General features: G+C 40.7%; 17 protein-coding genes, 2 tRNA genes and 1 pseudogene. 8 read left to right on the forward strand and 12 right to left on the reverse strand.

Going from position 1 to position 17332, the window contains the following annotated elements; all coding sequences use genetic code 11:
* From KTI78_RS15500 to tpiA, 4 genes are all read right to left on the reverse strand, one after another.
* Positions 1–72: transfer RNA gene (locus KTI78_RS15500), tRNA-Met, on the reverse strand.
* A 39-nt stretch (positions 73–111) separates the two neighbouring features.
* Positions 112–196 (reverse strand) — tRNA-Leu (locus KTI78_RS15505).
* Positions 197–252: 56 nt separating this feature from the next.
* Positions 253–582, reverse strand: coding sequence for a preprotein translocase subunit SecG (gene secG, locus KTI78_RS15510; protein ID WP_016142373.1), 330 nt, complete (start codon positions 580–582; stop codon positions 253–255).
* Between the two features lie 12 nt (positions 583–594).
* Complete coding sequence (gene tpiA, locus KTI78_RS15515; protein WP_016142374.1) at positions 595–1389, reverse strand: triose-phosphate isomerase; 795 nt, start codon at positions 1387–1389, stop codon at positions 595–597.
* Between the two features lie 291 nt (positions 1390–1680).
* On the opposite strand from tpiA, the gene pilB reads away from it, so the two are divergent.
* Genes pilB through coaE form a run of 4 tightly spaced genes read left to right on the forward strand, consistent with a single transcriptional unit; the run spans position 1681 to position 6105 of the window.
* Positions 1681–3393, forward strand: coding sequence for a type IV-A pilus assembly ATPase PilB (gene pilB, locus KTI78_RS15520; RefSeq protein ID WP_262446656.1), 1713 nt, complete (start codon positions 1681–1683; stop codon positions 3391–3393).
* A gap of 27 nt (positions 3394–3420) precedes the next feature.
* Positions 3421–4647 carry a type II secretion system F family protein gene (locus KTI78_RS15525; protein WP_239967971.1) on the forward strand — a complete coding sequence of 409 codons (1227 nt, stop codon included), beginning with the start codon at positions 3421–3423 and terminating at the stop codon, positions 4645–4647.
* On the forward strand, positions 4647–5507 hold the full coding sequence (locus KTI78_RS15530) for a prepilin peptidase (RefSeq protein ID WP_262446657.1): 861 nt from the start codon (positions 4647–4649) through the stop codon (positions 5505–5507). The genes KTI78_RS15525 and KTI78_RS15530 overlap by 1 nt, the downstream gene beginning before the upstream one ends.
* 1 nt (position 5508) lies before the next feature.
* Positions 5509–6105, forward strand: a complete 597-nt coding sequence (coaE, locus tag KTI78_RS15535) for a dephospho-CoA kinase (protein WP_062849621.1) — start codon at positions 5509–5511, stop codon at positions 6103–6105.
* Here the strand turns inward: coaE and KTI78_RS15540 are convergent.
* From KTI78_RS15540 to KTI78_RS15555, 4 genes are all read right to left on the reverse strand, one after another.
* The gene (locus KTI78_RS15540; protein ID WP_016142379.1) at positions 6102–7016 is read right to left on the reverse strand and encodes a DMT family transporter; all 915 of its coding nucleotides are present in this window, start codon (positions 7014–7016) and stop codon (positions 6102–6104) included. The genes coaE and KTI78_RS15540 overlap by 4 nt on opposite strands.
* 35 nt (positions 7017–7051) lie before the next feature.
* On the reverse strand, positions 7052–7801 hold the full coding sequence (gene rlmB, locus KTI78_RS15545; RefSeq protein WP_262446658.1) for a 23S rRNA (guanosine(2251)-2'-O)-methyltransferase RlmB: 750 nt from the start codon (positions 7799–7801) through the stop codon (positions 7052–7054).
* 102 nt (positions 7802–7903) lie between these two features.
* A complete protein-coding gene (locus KTI78_RS15550; RefSeq protein ID WP_004795031.1) occupies positions 7904–8230 on the reverse strand; it encodes a pyrimidine/purine nucleoside phosphorylase in 327 nt (108 codons plus the stop codon).
* A gap of 76 nt (positions 8231–8306) precedes the next feature.
* Positions 8307–9617: a tetratricopeptide repeat protein gene (locus tag KTI78_RS15555; RefSeq protein WP_262446659.1), complete on the reverse strand. Its 1311-nt coding sequence runs from the start codon at positions 9615–9617 to the stop codon at positions 8307–8309.
* Positions 9618–9731: 114 nt separating this feature from the next.
* On the opposite strand from KTI78_RS15555, the gene recN reads away from it, so the two are divergent.
* From recN to ruvX, 3 genes are all read left to right on the forward strand, one after another.
* Positions 9732–11399, forward strand: coding sequence for a DNA repair protein RecN (recN, locus tag KTI78_RS15560; RefSeq protein WP_016142382.1), 1668 nt, complete (start codon positions 9732–9734; stop codon positions 11397–11399).
* A 125-nt stretch (positions 11400–11524) separates the two neighbouring features.
* On the forward strand, positions 11525–12079 hold the full coding sequence (locus tag KTI78_RS15565; protein ID WP_003654562.1) for a YqgE/AlgH family protein: 555 nt from the start codon (positions 11525–11527) through the stop codon (positions 12077–12079).
* Positions 12079–12519 (forward strand): Holliday junction resolvase RuvX, encoded by a 441-nt coding sequence (gene ruvX / locus KTI78_RS15570; RefSeq protein WP_016142383.1) that lies wholly within the window; start codon positions 12079–12081, stop codon positions 12517–12519. The genes KTI78_RS15565 and ruvX overlap by 1 nt, the downstream gene beginning before the upstream one ends.
* 55 nt (positions 12520–12574) lie before the next feature.
* Here the strand turns inward: ruvX and KTI78_RS15575 are convergent, their stop codons facing one another.
* The 4 genes and pseudogenes from KTI78_RS15575 to KTI78_RS15590 form a co-directional block, all read right to left on the reverse strand.
* Positions 12575–13576, reverse strand: coding sequence for an HlyD family secretion protein (locus KTI78_RS15575; protein WP_262446660.1), 1002 nt, complete (start codon positions 13574–13576; stop codon positions 12575–12577).
* Between the two features lie 39 nt (positions 13577–13615).
* Positions 13616–13822, reverse strand: a complete 207-nt coding sequence (locus tag KTI78_RS15580) for a DUF1656 domain-containing protein (protein ID WP_032054272.1) — start codon at positions 13820–13822, stop codon at positions 13616–13618.
* Positions 13815–15914, reverse strand: a complete 2100-nt coding sequence (locus KTI78_RS15585) for an FUSC family protein (RefSeq protein ID WP_239974958.1) — start codon at positions 15912–15914, stop codon at positions 13815–13817. The genes KTI78_RS15580 and KTI78_RS15585 overlap by 8 nt, the downstream gene beginning before the upstream one ends.
* Positions 15905–16036, reverse strand: a pseudogene (locus KTI78_RS15590) (hypothetical protein). The gene KTI78_RS15585 and the pseudogene KTI78_RS15590 overlap by 10 nt, the downstream one beginning before the upstream one ends.
* Before the next feature lie 367 nt (positions 16037–16403).
* Between KTI78_RS15590 and KTI78_RS15595 the strand changes: the two are divergent.
* A complete protein-coding gene (locus KTI78_RS15595; protein ID WP_016142387.1) occupies positions 16404–17177 on the forward strand; it encodes an IclR family transcriptional regulator in 774 nt (257 codons plus the stop codon).
* The last annotated feature ends 155 nt before the right edge of the window (positions 17178–17332 follow it).

Raw genomic sequence — 17332 nt, forward strand, 5'->3', positions numbered from 1 at the left:
AGCGGGAGCTGGATTTGAACCAACGACCTTCGGGTTATGAGCCCGACGAGCTACCAGACTGCTCCATCCCGCATCAATAAACTGCTTGCACTCAACTTTCTGGTTCAAAGTTGGTGCGGAAGGGGGGACTTGAACCCCCACGCCCGAAGGCACTACCACCTCAAGGTAGCGTGTCTACCAATTCCACCACCACCGCAGCTTGTGGGACGCATTCTAGTCCTTCCAACTGCAAAAGGAAAGCCTTATTTCGAATTATTGACTCGATTTTGGTGCATTTGGTGAAGTTTCAGGCGATGTCGTTTGAACAGGTGCTGTAGTTTGTACAGTTTTCAAGCTATATGCATCCGTGGTCTGTTTTTTTGCAAAAACAGCAAGAGTTAAACTTGTCACGAAAAACAAGGCTGTTAAAACTGCAGTAAGGCGAGTAAGGAAGTTACCTGAACCCGATGCACCGAATACAGTTGCAGCTCCGCCACCGCCGAAAGAAGCACCAGCATCAGCACCTTTACCGTGTTGCACTAGAATCAAGGCAATCATCAGTACCGCTAAAATAATATGTACGATCAGTACAAAAGAGTGCATACCCTATCCTCGTTATTTACTTTGTGCAAAGGCTTGTACAATTTGATAAAAAGATGCTGCATTTAGTGAAGCACCACCTACCAACGCACCATTAATATCTGGACATGCTGCCAATTCGACTGCATTTTCAGCTTTTACACTACCGCCATATAAAATCGCAATGTCTGAACCCGCTGAAGTAATCTGACTTAAACCTTCACGAATCTTAGCATGCATTGCCTGTGCATCTTGTGGAGAAGCAGTTTTACCTGTTCCAATTGCCCAGATTGGTTCATAGGCAATTACAATTTGCTTTTGCCACTGCTCAGCAGTAACTACAGGAGCAATATCACAAATTTGTTGCAATACAACTTGCTCTGCCAAACCTTGTTCACGTTGTTCGAGGCTTTCACCAACACAATAAATGGCAGTCAAGCCTGCATTTAAAGCATTTTGGAGTTTCGCCTTCAAGATTTCAACGTTGTCACCAAAAATATCACGGCGTTCAGAATGACCCACCAATACAAAGTTAATTTGGCTATCTTTTAATAATTCTGCACTGACTTCGCCAGTATAAGCACCAGTACCTGCTACACGTGATACGTCTTGTGCAACTGTATATACTGTTCTTGCAGCATCTTGCAATTGTGTTTGTACCATTGCAAGTGCAATAGAAACCGGAGCAACCCCTACATGGCAGTTTTCATCTGCAATTTGGTCTTGTTGCAATAGTTGTTTAAATTCTTCTATAAGTTGTTTGGCATTGGCACGCATTGGGTTCATTTTCCAGTTGCCAACTACCCAAGGCGTAATCGTCGAACCCGACATACGGCTCACCTTTCATCAAAAATGCAGCACATTCTACACGCATTTATACAAATTTCAGATACTTTTCTTTAACGGCTTTACCCATATCTTTTCTACTCATTGAAAACAGTTATAAAACTTTATTGAATCTAAAGAATCATCTTTCAAAAATTAATGAATAAAAACTTCGACTAGTTCAAGCTTTGGCGAATGGACCAAGACCAGAGCATCATTTTCTCAGGTAGTAATTTTAGATAACAAAAGTATAATTTTTTATATACCAATTATAAACATATGAGCATAGGTAGGCAGATGTCAGTCATACATACATCTCCAAAATTTTCGGGGTTTTTTCGACGATTAGTCGAAGAAAAACATGTGTCGGCAGCGACCATGCAAACAGCGTTAGATGCAGCAAAAAGAGCTAAACGGGATACGGTTGCGTACCTGATTGAAGAGGTTCATCTCTCCCCTTCTTTATTAGCTGAAACTATTTCTATTGAATTTGCTGAACCATATTTTGATCTGGATGTTTACGATACCAGCCAAATTCCTAAAAATTTGGTTGACCAGAAACTGATTTTAAAACATCGGGTCTTACCTCTTATACAAAGAGGGCAGATTTTATATGTCGCGACCAGCAATCCAAGTAACATTGAAGCAATTGATGCGATTCGCTTTAATAGCAAGCTGATGGTTGAGCCAGTTATTGTCGAGCACCATAAGCTTGAGAAAATTCTGACGCAGCAATTTACCGAAGAAAGCAGTTTCGAGTTTAGTGATGAAGAATTTGATCTTGATGTAGACCTTGAAGCTCCATCTTCACAAGAAGAGGAGGAAGAAACACCTCAAGGCGATGAAGCACCTATTGTTAAATATATTAATAAATTACTCATAGATGCGATTCGTATGGGAGCTTCAGACTTACATTTTGAACCCTATGAGAAATCATATCGGGTTCGTTACCGAGTCGATGGTGTATTACGGCAGATTGCAAATCCGCCTTTACAGTTGGCTAACCGTTTAGCTTCACGTTTGAAAGTCATGTCTCAAATGGATATTTCCGAAAAACGGGTGCCTCAAGATGGTCGTATCAAACTTAAGCTCTCAAAAACTAAAGCAATCGATTTTCGTGTGAACTCACTTCCAACCTTGTTTGGCGAAAAACTGGTTCTGCGTATTCTCGATCCATCTAGCGCGATGCTCGGAATTGATGCTTTAGGATATGAAGAAGATCAGAAAGCTCTTTTTTTAGAAGCACTGGATAAACCACAAGGCATGCTTTTAATTACAGGTCCTACAGGTTCCGGTAAAACGGTATCTTTATATACGGGCTTAAATATTTTAAATACTGAAAGTTCGAATATTTCCACCGCCGAAGATCCAGTTGAAATTAACCTTGAAGGAATTAATCAGGTTAACGTCAACCCGAAAGTAGGTCTAACTTTTTCTGCTGCACTTAAATCATTTTTACGTCAAGATCCGGACATTATTATGGTCGGTGAGATTCGTGATTTAGAAACGGCTGAAATTGCGATTAAGGCTGCACAAACTGGTCATATGGTCATGTCGACACTGCATACCAATAGTGCTCCAGAAACCCTGACTCGCCTACGCAATATGGGTGTTCCATCCTTTAATATCGCAACATCAGTCAACTTGGTTATTGCACAGCGTTTAGCACGTCGGCTATGCCCACAGTGTAAAATACCTGCTGACATTCCTAAACAGAGCCTATTAGAAATGGGCTTTACCGAACAAGATCTGACTCATCCCGATTTTCAAGTTTTCCAGCCTATCGGTTGTACCGAGTGTCGTGAAGGCTATAAAGGTCGAGTAGGTATTTACGAGGTAATGAAAGTTACACCTGAAATTTCCAAGATTATTATGGAAGATGGCAATGCTTTAGAAATCGCTGCTGCTTCTGAAAAGCTGGGGTTTAATAATCTGCGTCGTTCAGGATTAAAGAAAGTCATGCAAGGTGTTACTTCTTTACAAGAAGTCAACCGCGTGACCAGTGAATAAAAGACAATTTAAAAATAAGGATAATTCATGACTGTCAAAAAGGCACAAATGATGCCGACTTTTGCTTATGAAGGGGTTGACCGTAAGGGCGTAAAAATTAAGGGAGAACTTCCGGCTAAGAATATGGCCTTAGCCAAAGTCACCCTACGCAAACAAGGGGTAACTGTCCGTAACATTCGGGAAAAGCGTAAAAATATTCTTGAAGGTTTATTCAAGAAGAAAGTATCGACACTCGATATCACGATTTTCACCCGTCAACTTGCAACGATGATGAAAGCAGGGGTTCCACTGGTACAAGGCTTTGAAATTGTAGCGGAAGGTCTAGAAAACCCAGCTATGCGCGAGGTAGTACTCGGTATTAAAGGCGAAGTTGAAGGTGGTAGTACCTTTGCTTCGGCTTTAAGAAAGTATCCTCAACACTTCGATAACTTGTTTTGTTCTCTTGTAGAGTCTGGTGAACAATCTGGTGCGCTTGAAACCATGTTAGACCGCGTAGCAATTTACAAAGAAAAAAGTGAATTGCTTAAGCAGAAAATCAAAAAAGCTATGAAATATCCCGCAACGGTTATTGTAGTTGCTGTGATTGTTACCATTATTTTGATGGTTAAAGTCGTGCCAGTGTTTCAAGACCTGTTTTCTTCTTTTGGCGCAGATCTACCTGCATTCACCCAAATGGTTGTGAATATGTCGAAATGGATGCAGGAATACTGGTTCATTATGATTATTGCGATTGGGGCAATTATTGCTGCATTTCTCGAAGCTAAAAAGCGTAGTAAAAAGTTTCGTGATGGCTTAGATAAACTTACCCTGAAACTGCCTATCTTTGGTGATCTGGTTTATAAGGCGATTATTGCCCGCTATAGCCGTACTTTAGCCACCACGTTTGCCGCAGGTGTCCCGCTCATTGATGCGCTTGAATCAACTGCCGGTGCTACCAACAATGTTATTTATGAACAAGCCGTCATGAAAATTCGTGAAGATGTCGCCACAGGCCAGCAACTTCAATTTGCAATGCGTGTTTCAAATCGTTTTCCATCGATGGCTATACAAATGGTCGCAATTGGTGAAGAATCTGGTGCACTAGATAGCATGCTCGATAAAGTGGCCACTTACTATGAAAATGAAGTGGATAATGCCGTTGATGGTTTAACTTCTATGATGGAACCTTTAATCATGGCAATTTTAGGGGTGCTCGTAGGCGGTCTAGTGATTGCTATGTATCTTCCAATTTTCCAAATGGGTTCAGTTGTATAATGCAAGACATCATTGCGTATTTTATTCAAAACTTATCTGCACTCTATATTGCAGTTGCACTCGTGAGCCTATGTATTGGTAGCTTCCTGAATGTGGTGATTTATCGCACCCCAAAAATGATGGAACAAGATTGGCAGCAAGAATGTCAAATGTTGCTTAATCCTGAGCAACCCATCATTGAGCATGAAAAACTAACATTAAGTAAACCTGCTTCATCATGTCCAGAGTGCCATCAACCTATCCGTTGGTATCAAAATATTCCTGTCATAAGCTGGCTGATGTTAAGAGGAAAATGTGGTCATTGCCAGCATCCTATTAGTATTCGTTATCCAGCGGTTGAACTACTCACCATGCTATGTTCATTGGTAGTCGTCATAGTGTTTGGCCCAACCCTACAAATGCTTTGGGGATTAGTCCTGACTTGGGTCCTGATTGCCCTCACCTTTATAGACTTTGATACTCAACTGCTCCCCGACCGTTTTACCTTGCCTTTGGCTGCACTCGGCTTAGGCATTAACACCTTTAATATTTATACCTCGCCTAACTCAGCTATTTGGGGATATTTAATCGGTTTTTTATGCCTTTGGATTGTTTATTACTTATTTAAAGTGATTACAGGCAAAGAAGGTATGGGCTACGGCGACTTTAAATTGCTTGCTGCCTTAGGCGCATGGATGGGGCCATTGATGCTGCCATTAATTGTGCTATTGTCATCTTTACTAGGTGCAATTATTGGCATCATTTTATTAAAGTTACGTAATGACAATCAGCCCTTTGCTTTTGGGCCCTATATTGCCATTGCGGGTTGGGTTGCCTTTTTATGGGGTGACCATATTATGAAAATTTATTTGGGAGGTTAAGATGGCTTTTATTCTGGGAATCACAGGTGGAATTGGCAGTGGAAAATCTGCAGCAACACAATGGTTTGAGTCCCAAGGAATCCAAGTCGTCGATGCCGACATTGTTGCTCGCGAAGTGGTTGAAAAAGGCCAACCTGCCCTTCAAAAAATTCAACAAACTTTTGGAGATTGGGTGCTTCAATCCGACGGCAATCTAGACCGCCGTGCCCTACGTGAATATATTTTTCAAAACCCTGAAGCAAGACAGACCCTTGAGAAAATCACACATCCAGCCATTCGCCAATCTATTATTCAACAGCTACAAAACCCTAAAAGCCCTTATGTGATTTTAGTTTCACCACTACTTTTTGAAACCAACCAGCATGAGCTGGTTAACCACACCTTATTAGTTGATGCGAGTGAACAAACTCAAATTCAGCGTGCAAGCCAACGCGATGGGCAAAACCAAGAACAAATTCAGAAAATTATTGCTGCACAAATGCCACGCGAGCGCAAACGTGAACTTGCCAATGACATTGTGTTTAATGACGGACTACTCGAGCATTTATATCAGCAATTAGAGCCTTTACATCAAAGCTATTTGAAACGTACAAACTAATCTTGCTTATTTTGCTGCTGAATCTTTTGCGCCAAGCTATCTTGTCGAAACCAGCGCCAAGGTTGTAAGGCACCAATTCCCATTCCGACCAAGCCCACAACAATCGATGGGCTTAATGACTCGCCAAGTAAAGGGACAGCTAAAATGGCAGCAATAAACGGCGCTAAAGTAACAATACTTCCTGTTTTGAAAGCACCAAGTCTTTGGATAGCTGCAACATAGGTTAATGTCGCAATAATCACGACAAATACACCGTGGAAAATGCCTTGTATCGCTAGATGAACAGGACTGACTTCCATGAAATGTTTAGGTAAAAATAAAGCATAGATGGGTAAGTAAATAATTGCAGACCAAATCGCTACACTTGCCATAGAGTGCCATGCGGAAAGTTTCCACTGTTTAAGTAATACAGTAAAAATGCCCCACCAAATCGCACTAATAAAAAGAAGTAAATCCCCCACGCCAAAAGCAGAAGCATTACCTTGCAACATCAAAACACTCATGAGAGCCAAGGCAGTGATCATAATGGCTAGACTAATCCATGTATGTTTATCAAATGGTTGCCTAAATAAAATGTATGCCGCAATTGCAGTACAAATAGGAATACAACCATTTAAAAAAATTGCAGCGTGCGCAGCAGGCGCGTAGAGAAACGCTGTGTAGACGGTAAGACAATAAATGACCCCGCCAATGAGCGCCAAAATAACGGCGTGCTTACTCCATAAAAAAGCGAGATCTTTCTTATAGATCAGAATAGGCATCAAAATTAGGAAAGCAATAGCAAAGCGCAGTGCAGCAATGTCCCAGGCACTGATGTGCCACTGTGCATTTAAACGGGCAAAAAGTGTAAACCCGCCCCAAATGCACATGGTCACCAATACAAAAAAATAACCTTGCTTACGGGGAGACATATCAAGACTGCTTAGAAACTAGAAAGGCAGCTAGATTATACCTCAGAACGCTGACGACAAGCCTCATAAAGTGCCATACCCGTTGCCACGCTCACATTGAGGCTTTGTAAATTTCCAGACATCGGAATATAAACTTTATGGTCACACTGTGCCTGTGTAATTGGACGCAAACCTGTATCTTCGGCTCCCATAACAATCACAACTGGGCCCGCGAAATCACATTTGTGAATTGGCATTGCACTTTCATCAAGCATTGTACCAATCACACGCGTATGAGTCGTTTCTTTCAAATGGGCTAATGTACGAGCCAAGTTTGTGACTTGAATGAATTTAACTTTTTCGGCTCCACCCGCTGCAACTTTACGCGCTGTGGGAGTTAAGCTTGCCGAACGATCACGAGGCACAATCACGGCTTGCACGCCCATTGCAGCGGCTGTACGAATGCAGGCCCCTAAGTTGTGCGGGTCTGTCACCTGATCTAATGCCAGTAACAATGCATCTGGGGTTTCAGCCAAAATCTGATCTAGATCTTTTTCATTTAAAGTTGGATGCGGACGTACTGCTGCAACTACACCTTGATGAAATGGTAGACCTGCAAGCTTTTCGAGACTATCACGGCTTGCTTTTTGTACACTGATTCCAAAAGGCTCTGCCAATTGCAAAATCTTTTGCAAACGCTGGTCATCCCGTCCTTTTAAAGTAAACAGGGTTAGCACACGTTCCGGCTCAAGTTCTAACAATGACTCCACTGAATGAACGCCATAATAATATTCCGGTTTTGCCATGCATGACCTCTAACAACGTTTGAGCAAAAAAATAAAAATCCTGCAAAGCCAACTTCACAGGATTTCTTTGGGCATAGTGTACCCGATTTGAATAGGAATTTCTTAGCCTTCTAAATGGCACACATAATCGAGGACTTCATCAGTTTCGATTTTAAAAAGACTATTACCAGGCACATAAAATGATTGGCCTGCACGGAACAACTCACTTTCAGTGCTGTCCGCAATTGTTACGCGACATTCGCCTGAAATAATTTCCATACGCTCAGGAACATGCGTCTCAAAAGTTAAAGCCTGCTCAGTCGGCAAAATAACACCTAATGTTTTTTTAGTTCCATCTTCAAATTGTACGGTATGGCTAATACAAGCTCCGCCAAAATAAACGTTTGATTTTTTGATGACCGTTACATGATCAAATTGGGTTGAACTCATGCACACTCTCCAGATAATGCCGTATTTATATAAATTATGATGAATGTAGTTTAATTGTGCCTAAATAACTAATCAATCAGTTTTCATACGGATAGACTTGTAATTTCCACTGCTCTGCCTGAATTTTTTTGGCAAAAGCATGAGGTAAGTTAATCTCAATATTTCGACTAGTAGACACAATTGCATCGTATCTGCAAACTTCGACCTGATTTTCATCTAGGAGTATCCAACACACTTTTTGCGCGGTTGGATGAGCAACTGCTGTAGCAATTACCGGTGAACCGTCATTCATCCCTACATGAAAACTTTCACTGTCGTTTTGCATTAACGCCAGATCATAAGCTGGAAAATCGATAGCCTCCGGATCAAATTGCTGACTGTCGTGTATCAACACACTTTGTTTTAAAGTCGGCCAAATACAGTAACGCAAATAATGCTGATCCATCACCCGGTTATCCAGATAACGTCCGGTGGCAACATAATCTCTGATATGTGCTTCAATATTATGAAAAATCCCCGTACATCCGCCCCACATTCCGGCCAAAACCAACTCAGTATGAGAATAATTATCTCGCATTAAGTGAAACCACTTATCAGTTTTGAGCCATGCATCTACAGCCGCTTTTTCACGATGCGACACAATAGAGTCGGCATCACGTATCAAAAAACGCTTAATTGTCGGGTCATCCATCACCAAAAAGCGCCAAAACAGGCCAGATAGTTGTTTCTGAGAATCTGTAACTTGGATGACTTGTGCACCTTTCTCTTTTAAGCGCTGTTGTACAAGTACTGGCACACTTTCATCGACATAAAATCGACATGTCCATTCTGGATAAATCTGTTTGGCAAGCTGAGTATTTAAAATAGAGGTTTCACAATAACGGGGATTTGCTCCAAATAATGAAAAAGCAATAATATTCTCTTGAGGATTTGCACTAAACTCAGGTGGTGCATGATCCGGAATCGATAAGATAGGTTCGCTCTTCGCTAATTCTTTTTTAGTTGCAATTGCCAAGCGCCCAAATTTCATCGTTTCTTCTTTTTTATTTAAATGGTGGCAAACTTCTGTAAGACCATCATATAAGTTTGTATTTACGTTAGCTCCACTGGCCTGAATCGCTTGTAAATAATGTTGATAGGCATCGTTATAACGGCCTAAGCGTAATTCGGTATAAGCTAAATCTGACAAGGCACCTGGATGCTTAGGAACTAAGCTAACAGCTTGTTTAACATGTTGATAAGCTTTGGCATAATTCCCTTGTGCTGCGGCTTGTTTAAATGCATTAAAATGCTGATTTAAAATTTTATTCATTTCCGCAGGGTTGTTTTTTTTATGGCGGTTCATCATCCCTATTGGTGGTTTCGGTAAGCTTAATGTTTTTTTCATTGTAAATATCCGCAATCTTGCTGTTCTATAATTTCAGTTAGAATAATAGATCACTTGTAGCAAATTCAAAACTTCTCTATCTTTAACCCATAATTTGGCGCGTTGGATGCGTTTATGCTCACACATTTAACTTTAATTAATTTTGCATTAGCTGATCATTTGGCTATTGATATAGAACAAGGATTTAATGTTCTAACAGGCGAAACAGGTGCCGGAAAATCATTATTACTGGATGCACTTTCTGCCTGCCTAGGGGAACGTACAGATACAAATTATGTCCGCTATGGTTCGGACAAAGCGGATATTACCGCTGTTTTTACCTATCAAAATAATAGTCCTGAAGCAAAATGGCTCCAAGACCACGAGCTAGATGATGATTCTGGGGAAATTCATTTACGTCGTGTTATTTTTGCAACTGGACGCAGTAAAGCTTGGGTCAATGGACGTCCAAGTAGCCTATCTGAACTTAAAGAGTTAGGACGTTTGCTGGTTCAACTCTATAGTCAGCATAGTCAGCAACAGCTTCTTGAACCGCCTTATCCAAAGCATTGGTTAGACCGCTATAACAATTTTTATGCTGAAGCAAATGATGTACGTGAAGCCTATAGCACATGGCAACGTACCATTCGTTTGCACCAAGCGGCTCTAGATGCACAAGCAACTCGTCTACAACGCATTGGTACTTTAGAACATCAAATTGAAGAACTCGAAGAGGTCATTCAAACCGACTATAAAGAAATTGAGCAAGAGTTCGATCGGCTAAGTCATCATGAACATATCATGCAAGACTGTAGCTATAGCTTAAATGTTTTAGATGAAGCTGAGCAGAATATTACTCAAGAAATGTCTTCGATTATTCGCCGTCTAGAGTCTCACGCGGGGCGTAGTGAACAACTTTCTGAAATTTATAATTCTTTACTCAATGCTCAAAGTGAAATAGATGATGCAACAGCAAACTTGCGTCAATTTATTGATCGTCAAAGCTTTGACCCTGAACGAATGGAAGAACTTAACTCTAAACTTGAAGTTTTCCATCGTTTGGCTCGTAAATACCGCACTCAACCGGAAACACTTAAAGAAGAATATGAAGCTTGGCAGAGTGAGCTTGAGCAACTACATCAGCTTGAAGACCCAGAAACATTGGCAGAACAAGTTGAAAAGTCGCATGAAGAGTTCTTAGAGAAAGCTCAGCATTTAGACCATATTCGTCGTGAAGCTGCTGCTCCGCTTGCTAAACAATTAACTGAACAGGTTAAACCTTTAGCACTACCGGAGGCACACTTCGAGTTTAAGTTTGAGCCATTAGAGCAACCTACCGCTGAAGGCTTAAGTTTTATTCAGCTTCTATTTACGGCCAACAAAGGTATTCCACCACAACCACTAGCACGTGTCGCTTCAGGCGGTGAACTTTCACGTATTGCATTAGTTATGCAAGTCATGAATGCTGAAAAAACCGAAGCAGAAGTGTTGGTGTTTGATGAAATTGATGTCGGGATTAGTGGTGGAACCGCAGAAGTTGTGGGACGTTTACTTGCTGATTTAGCCCAACATGTTCAGCTATTATGTATTACGCACCAAGCACAAGTTGCAGCACAGTCCGATCAGCATTTATTAGTGAAGAAACAACAAACTGACCCAGCCAGCAGTACAATTGTGGAACTAGACGAAAATCAAATCATTTTCGAGTTAGCACGTATGTCAGGCGGTGTTGAAATTAATGAAACAACCTTGCAACACGCCAAACAATTACGCCAACTTAAATTTCAGGCTTCTTCAAATTAATAAAGAAAATGAGTGAAAAAGATTGGCGAAATCCGATTAACTCTTGTATGTTGATAAAAAGAACCTATATAGATAAAAGGGTCGAGAGGCCCTCTAATGACATTTTTTGAGGGAGAACCGCTTAGGTGACCAAACAATATCTGACTCACCGTTGTCTGATTGCCCCGCCAGAAATGGCAGATGACTTTTTTGCAAACACTGTAATTTATCTTGCCCGTCATGATGAAGAAGGTGCTCAAGGCATTATTATTAATCGTCCTTCCGGTATCCAAATTAAAGAATTACTCAATGATCTCGACATTGAAGCAGACAATGTAAACCCACATGCGGTTTTACAAGGTGGCCCATTACGTCCCGAAGCTGGATTTGTTCTTCATACCGGACAACCAACATGGCATTCATCTATTGCTGTAGGTGAAAATGTTTGTATTACCACAAGTAAAGATATTCTGGATGCGATTGCCCATAATGAAGGTGTCGGTCGATATCAGATTGCTTTAGGTTATGCAAGCTGGAGCAAAAATCAGTTAGAAGATGAGATTACGCGTGGTGACTGGCTCATTTGTGATGCCGATATGGACTTAATTTTTAACCTGCCTTACGACGACCGTTGGGATGCAGCTTATAAAAAAATCGGTGTAGATCGTGCGTGGTTAGCTTCTGAAATCGGACACGCTTAATGACCGAGACACCATCAAAATCGATTATGGCTTTTGACTTTGGTACTCAAAAAATGGGAATGGCGATTGGCCAGTCTTCAATTGAAAGTGCCAATCCCCTCCCTCTTTTTGTGATGAAAGATGGTATTCCAAACTGGGATCAGCTATTAAAAATCGTGAAAGAATGGCAACCTGATTTATTTTTGGTGGGTTTGCCTTTAAATATGGATGATAGCGAGTCAGAGCTCTCTACACGTGCCCGCAAATTTGCAAGACGTTTACGCCATCAAACCAACATAGAAACGTTGATGGTAGATGAGCGCTTAACTACACGTGAAGCGAGAGAAGAGCTCGGTTTTTACCAAGAGCAAGGTCGAGCAAAAAAGCTCTCGGCGGATAGTTTTGCTGCTGCACTACTCATTCAGAGTTGGTATCGAAATCCAGTTGGATTAACGCCATAAAACAAAAAAGCATGTAATTAAAACTACATGCTTTTTTAATTAAATCACTTCGATTTTATTTTTCAACGATATGCACAGTCGCAGTTCGTCCAGAGACAAAAGCAAGTTCATTCTTCGGTGTTTCATCTAACACAATCTTCACAGGTACACGCTGCGCTAAACGAACCCAACTAAAAGTTGGATTTACATTAGCAAGAAGCTTAGAGCTACTTGAACGTTCACGGTCTTCAATACCCGATGCAATCCCTTGTACATGGCCTTTAATTTTCTGGTTATCACCCATTAATTGCACAGTAGCCTGATCGCCTACATGAATACGGTTTAATTTCGTCTCTTCAAAATAACCCACCACATAGAGTTGTTTACGGTCAAGTAGTGCCGCAACAGCTTGTCCGACCTGAACATAGTTACCTGGGCGCATATCAAAGTTAGATAAAGTACCATCAGCTGGGGCAATCACCGCAGCACGATGCATATTAAGCTCGGCCAAATGCAAATTACTCGTAGCCGCCTCAATGAGAGCCTGTTGTTGTTTAACAGTTGCTTCTGCTTGCTGAATGGCAGCTTGGAGTTGCTCATGTTCAGCATGGGATTGATCACGTGTTGCGAAAACTTGATCTTGTTCTTGTTTAGAAATGGCGCCATCCATAAGATTTGAATAGCGGCTTGCGTTTTTCTCGGCTAATTTAATATTCGTATCAGATTTAATTAGGTTCGCTTTTGCTTGTGCTAAACCAGCTTGCGCTTGGGCAAAGGCTGCATTTGCTTTTGCTAAATCAGATTTTGCTTGTTCTACATCTAAAGCTCGGCGGGAAACATCGATTTTAAAGAGCACCTGACCTTTTTTCACAGTCTGGTTATCTTGAACCAATACTTCTGTAACAAGCCCTGCGACATCCGAAGATACTTGAATAACATCCCCACGAACACGACCATCGCGTGTCCACGGCGCCGCATTATAGTAATTCCATAAATGCACAATGGTATAGACCGCCACCATTAATGCGACAATCAAAATTACTGGACGGATGACTTTTTTCAAATCCACCTGATTCATTTCACTCACCTAACTCAATCTTTAATTTCGCAAACATCTCTACGCACCGACCCCAACAAAAATTTGATGTATTACCAAAAGCAGTAACAGGTAAAAACACAAATTGAAAATACTAGGTAAAGCAATCCAGCCTTTTGCAATCAACTTGTTTGTCAAAGGGCTTAACCCTCGGAAACAGATATATGCCAAGAGTGCTTGAACGAGCAAAGAAGGCACATAAATACCATAAACATTAAACTCACCCATTTGCTGGGGCTCCTCTCAGGGTGCTGTTTTCACTCATTTGATCTGATGAAACATGACACATGCTATAAGCAATATTGTTCAGTGAAATGAGTAATCTTTGTCGCATAGTCATATCTTCAACATTTGAAGCAAGCTGTTTTAATTCAAATAACGCTCGGTAGATTTTCTCTACTAAAGCTGTTGTATCGTTTCTGTCATTTTCTTTCGCTCTAAACAGCTCATCCAGATTTTGTTGCAAATCACCAATATGCTGAGTGAGTTCGGATGTTTGAGGGAACTGATTAGCTAACTCTTGCAGTCGGCTTAAATCGACAATACTACTCGACTCAATCAATGCTTGTTGAATTGAGGTTTTAATCTCGTTGGACTGCACCATTTTGCTGTTTAGAATCCCGATTCGATCCAGCATACTGCGTAGATGAACTTTAAAATCTAGGCCATACGGTAGATAAATCGCTTGTCGCATGGCACGATAATGCAACGCTAAAATACGGCTTGCACTCGTGTCTGGTGACATGGCACGAACAACGTCAATGACAATCAAAGATACTAAAACACCTAAGATCATGGCGAATGAACTATCAAGATAAGACACCGCATCCATGCTATAAGCATTGTGCAAGTTTAGTCCCATCATGGTATTAATACCCAATACCATACCTACTGGCATCAGCATTTGGTTGGCCATCATCGACACTGCGAATAAGAACATTGGCAACAAAACCAGTCCAAGTTCCCAAAATGTAGTGACATGCGGAAAAATACCAAATGCATAAACGAAGACTAAAACTGCTGAAGCAATACTGCCCCAGATAAAAATACGCAAAACTGGCACGGGGTTATCTAAGGCCGTTAAAATACAAGCCGTTACTGCACCCATTTGTGCCATCATAAATCCAGCTTTCCACCCCGACACAATCCAGACGCCAGTCACAATAAAAGTAATAAGGACTGCACTAATACCACCGCGTATCGCCACACCATGGTCACGGTGTAAACTTGGATATTTGGTGGTCATTGGAGTAATGTTGTCAGGAATTTCTTTATTACCTTGCTGAATTCGCTGCCACAAGACTTTAACGGCTAACACATTGCTAATGAAATGGCGCACATCCATTTTCATAGCTGCAACCAAAACTTGTTGATGTGTAGAAGCCGACTCCATCAAACTTGCGAAATCGCTTTCAAACTCATCAGGCAACTGCAAAATATTTTCATCAATAATTAAATCTTTTTGCTCCAGAAAATGAACAACATGAGCTGAAAGCTGTTGCAATTTCTCTGCATGAGTCTCGATAAACCGAAGTTCTTGAAGCTGCTTAATACGCTCAGATAAAGCGACTAGATTAGCCACCACCATTGAGATTTGATGAAGCATTTCCTGCAAGGGTTTGGTCATGCCATGCAATTCACCCTTCTCATAACTCAAATGTACTGCCAAGGCATGAATATCGGTGGTGTCACGAGTGATGGCAGCCAGAAGCTGAGTATTGTTTTGCTGGGAATCTGTAGTTAATAAATTAGCAAACAGATTTTCTGTATCTTTGAGGGTTTTGATCACCCGCTGTTTAATTGCCGAGCCAATATGCATTGGAAGAATCGTGGCAGACACCACGGCACTTGAAATTACACCAATCGAGATTTCTATGACCCGAGCTAAAGCAATATCAAATATATTGTATTGATCAATATAGGTAATTGCATTGAAGACGATCATGGCTGTCGAATAACCCGCCAGCATAAAAGCATAACTACGTGGAGTACGATCGAGTAGCGACACATAAAGCGCAAACCCCACCCACAACGACAACACCACGGTAAATATCCAAGGTGTATTAATTAGATGTGGCGTTAGCGTTAAGGCAATTACAGCCCCACCAATCGTCCCTACCACTCGGTAGACACATTTAGAGGAAACCATTCCTGAATATGGATTGGCAATAATCAGGACTGTACCAATCGACCACATCGGGTTAATTAGATCTAATTCAAAAGAAACAAATAGTGCCAACATTCCGGCAATAAATGTTTTTAAGGCAAAGATCAGATCAAGCCTACTCGGGCGGAACGCCAGTATTTGCTTTAATAACATGAACTCATCTCAAATACAGATTTGAACTGATGAGCATGCCCTTCAATGTTTGATTGCCTTTCTAAAGACAACACAACTTTGCCATTTGCTTAAAAGCAAATGATATGAGGAGCATCCTTCAATACAATGATTTTTCCACATCTCGCCTGATTGGCCGAGATGATTTCAGTTTGGGCGCTATTTAAACGGCCAAGCTTTGGAAAGAAGAGGTATCAAGAAACCTGCCCAGAACAGACCAATTTCTCGATTAGATATTTTGTTTGGCAATTTTTTCAAAATAAAGTGATTTAGTCAACTAAAATATCTCTATTTGATAATTTGATATATTTTTTAATTATCGTATATGATGTATAAGCCCAGAGAAGTTTTCTCTTTGTCAGAGTAAAATACTCACATCAAGCATTTATTTTAGAATTGAGACAAATCTTCTTTTTTTCTGTTATAAAAACTCAAAGATGACTCGTTGTTAAAGGATACGAACAAGACACTATGGCAATTTCAAGTTTTGGCAAAATTCTAACTGTACTGGACCTGTTTTCGGTTTCGCGTCCAATCATTAATGTCGATATTATTTGCGAAGAACTTGGCTTGTCCAAACCAACGAGTTACCGTTACCTCAAAGAGCTAGTATCGGCTGACCTATTAAAGCGCATTAATGGAACCTCTGGCGATTATACCTTAGGCTCAAAAATTGCAGTTCTTGACTATATCTCTAGAACCACCGACCCACTGGTTCAGATCAGCACACCGTTTATGCGAAATATTGTAGAACGTACCGAACTGTGCTGTTTGCTTACTTATTTAAATGATGACTATTGCATTGACATACATCATGAAATATTTAAAGACACTGAATTACTTTCATATGGCCGAGGTTGCCCAAGACCGATTTACGTCGGATCATCTCCAAAAACAATGGTTTCGCATTTAAGTAAACAACGAATGCAGGACTACTACCATCGTTACCAGCAAGAATTAAAACAATCAGGCTTTGCTGAAGATGAACCAAGCTTTATTCAACGTATGCGTAAAATTAAAAAACAAGGGTTCTATTTCTCACAAGGTGAGATTGACCCGAATGTTTCAGGCCTTGCTGTTCCTGTTCGATTTTCAACCAAAGAAGTGCCTTTAGCTTTGACTCTAGTGGCTTCTAAAAATCGTTTTGATTTTTTAAATGTTGAAAAGCTCATTGAAATTTTGCAAGAAAATGCAGCACTTATTGAACAACGTTTTATGGAATTATCTGAAAAAGGTGAAATCTAAAACCCCATCTTATGATAATTTAAACTTTTCTTACACTTTAAAACATTGAATATATCACAATATTCTCATATTATGATTTTAGCTCCTATTGGTGATTCTTTTCATCAGCAGCTCATCAATAGAAGCATCCCCCTCAGAGGAATAAGCTCATGCTG

It is taken from the genome of Acinetobacter sp. WU_MDCI_Abxe161, from assembly GCF_025514355.1.
Taxonomy (GTDB): Bacteria; Pseudomonadota; Gammaproteobacteria; order Pseudomonadales; family Moraxellaceae; genus Acinetobacter; species Acinetobacter pittii_E.

Excerpts from the sequence above, each read along its gene's own strand:
- recN (WP_016142382.1), top strand. The coding sequence starts at position 9,732 with ATGCTCACACATTTAACTTTAATTAATTTTGCATTAGCTGATCATTTG.
- KTI78_RS15585 (WP_239974958.1), bottom strand. The coding sequence starts at position 15,914 with ATGTTATTAAAGCAAATACTGGCGTTCCGCCCGAGTAGGCTTGATCTG.
- coaE (WP_062849621.1), top strand. The coding sequence starts at position 5,509 with ATGGCTTTTATTCTGGGAATCACAGGTGGAATTGGCAGTGGAAAATCT.
- KTI78_RS15525 (WP_239967971.1), top strand. The coding sequence starts at position 3,421 with ATGACTGTCAAAAAGGCACAAATGATGCCGACTTTTGCTTATGAAGGG.
- KTI78_RS15530 (WP_262446657.1), top strand. The coding sequence starts at position 4,647 with ATGCAAGACATCATTGCGTATTTTATTCAAAACTTATCTGCACTCTAT.
- rlmB (WP_262446658.1), bottom strand. The coding sequence starts at position 7,801 with ATGGCAAAACCGGAATATTATTATGGCGTTCATTCAGTGGAGTCATTG.
- KTI78_RS15540 (WP_016142379.1), bottom strand. The coding sequence starts at position 7,016 with ATGTCTCCCCGTAAGCAAGGTTATTTTTTTGTATTGGTGACCATGTGC.
- tpiA (WP_016142374.1), bottom strand. The coding sequence starts at position 1,389 with ATGTCGGGTTCGACGATTACGCCTTGGGTAGTTGGCAACTGGAAAATG.
- ruvX (WP_016142383.1), top strand. The coding sequence starts at position 12,079 with ATGACCGAGACACCATCAAAATCGATTATGGCTTTTGACTTTGGTACT.
- KTI78_RS15575 (WP_262446660.1), bottom strand. The coding sequence starts at position 13,576 with ATGAATCAGGTGGATTTGAAAAAAGTCATCCGTCCAGTAATTTTGATT.
- pilB (WP_262446656.1), top strand. The coding sequence starts at position 1,681 with ATGTCAGTCATACATACATCTCCAAAATTTTCGGGGTTTTTTCGACGA.
- secG (WP_016142373.1), bottom strand. The coding sequence starts at position 582 with ATGCACTCTTTTGTACTGATCGTACATATTATTTTAGCGGTACTGATG.
- KTI78_RS15550 (WP_004795031.1), bottom strand. The coding sequence starts at position 8,230 with ATGAGTTCAACCCAATTTGATCATGTAACGGTCATCAAAAAATCAAAC.
- KTI78_RS15555 (WP_262446659.1), bottom strand. The coding sequence starts at position 9,617 with ATGAAAAAAACATTAAGCTTACCGAAACCACCAATAGGGATGATGAAC.
- KTI78_RS15595 (WP_016142387.1), top strand. The coding sequence starts at position 16,404 with ATGGCAATTTCAAGTTTTGGCAAAATTCTAACTGTACTGGACCTGTTT.
- KTI78_RS15580 (WP_032054272.1), bottom strand. The coding sequence starts at position 13,822 with ATGGGTGAGTTTAATGTTTATGGTATTTATGTGCCTTCTTTGCTCGTT.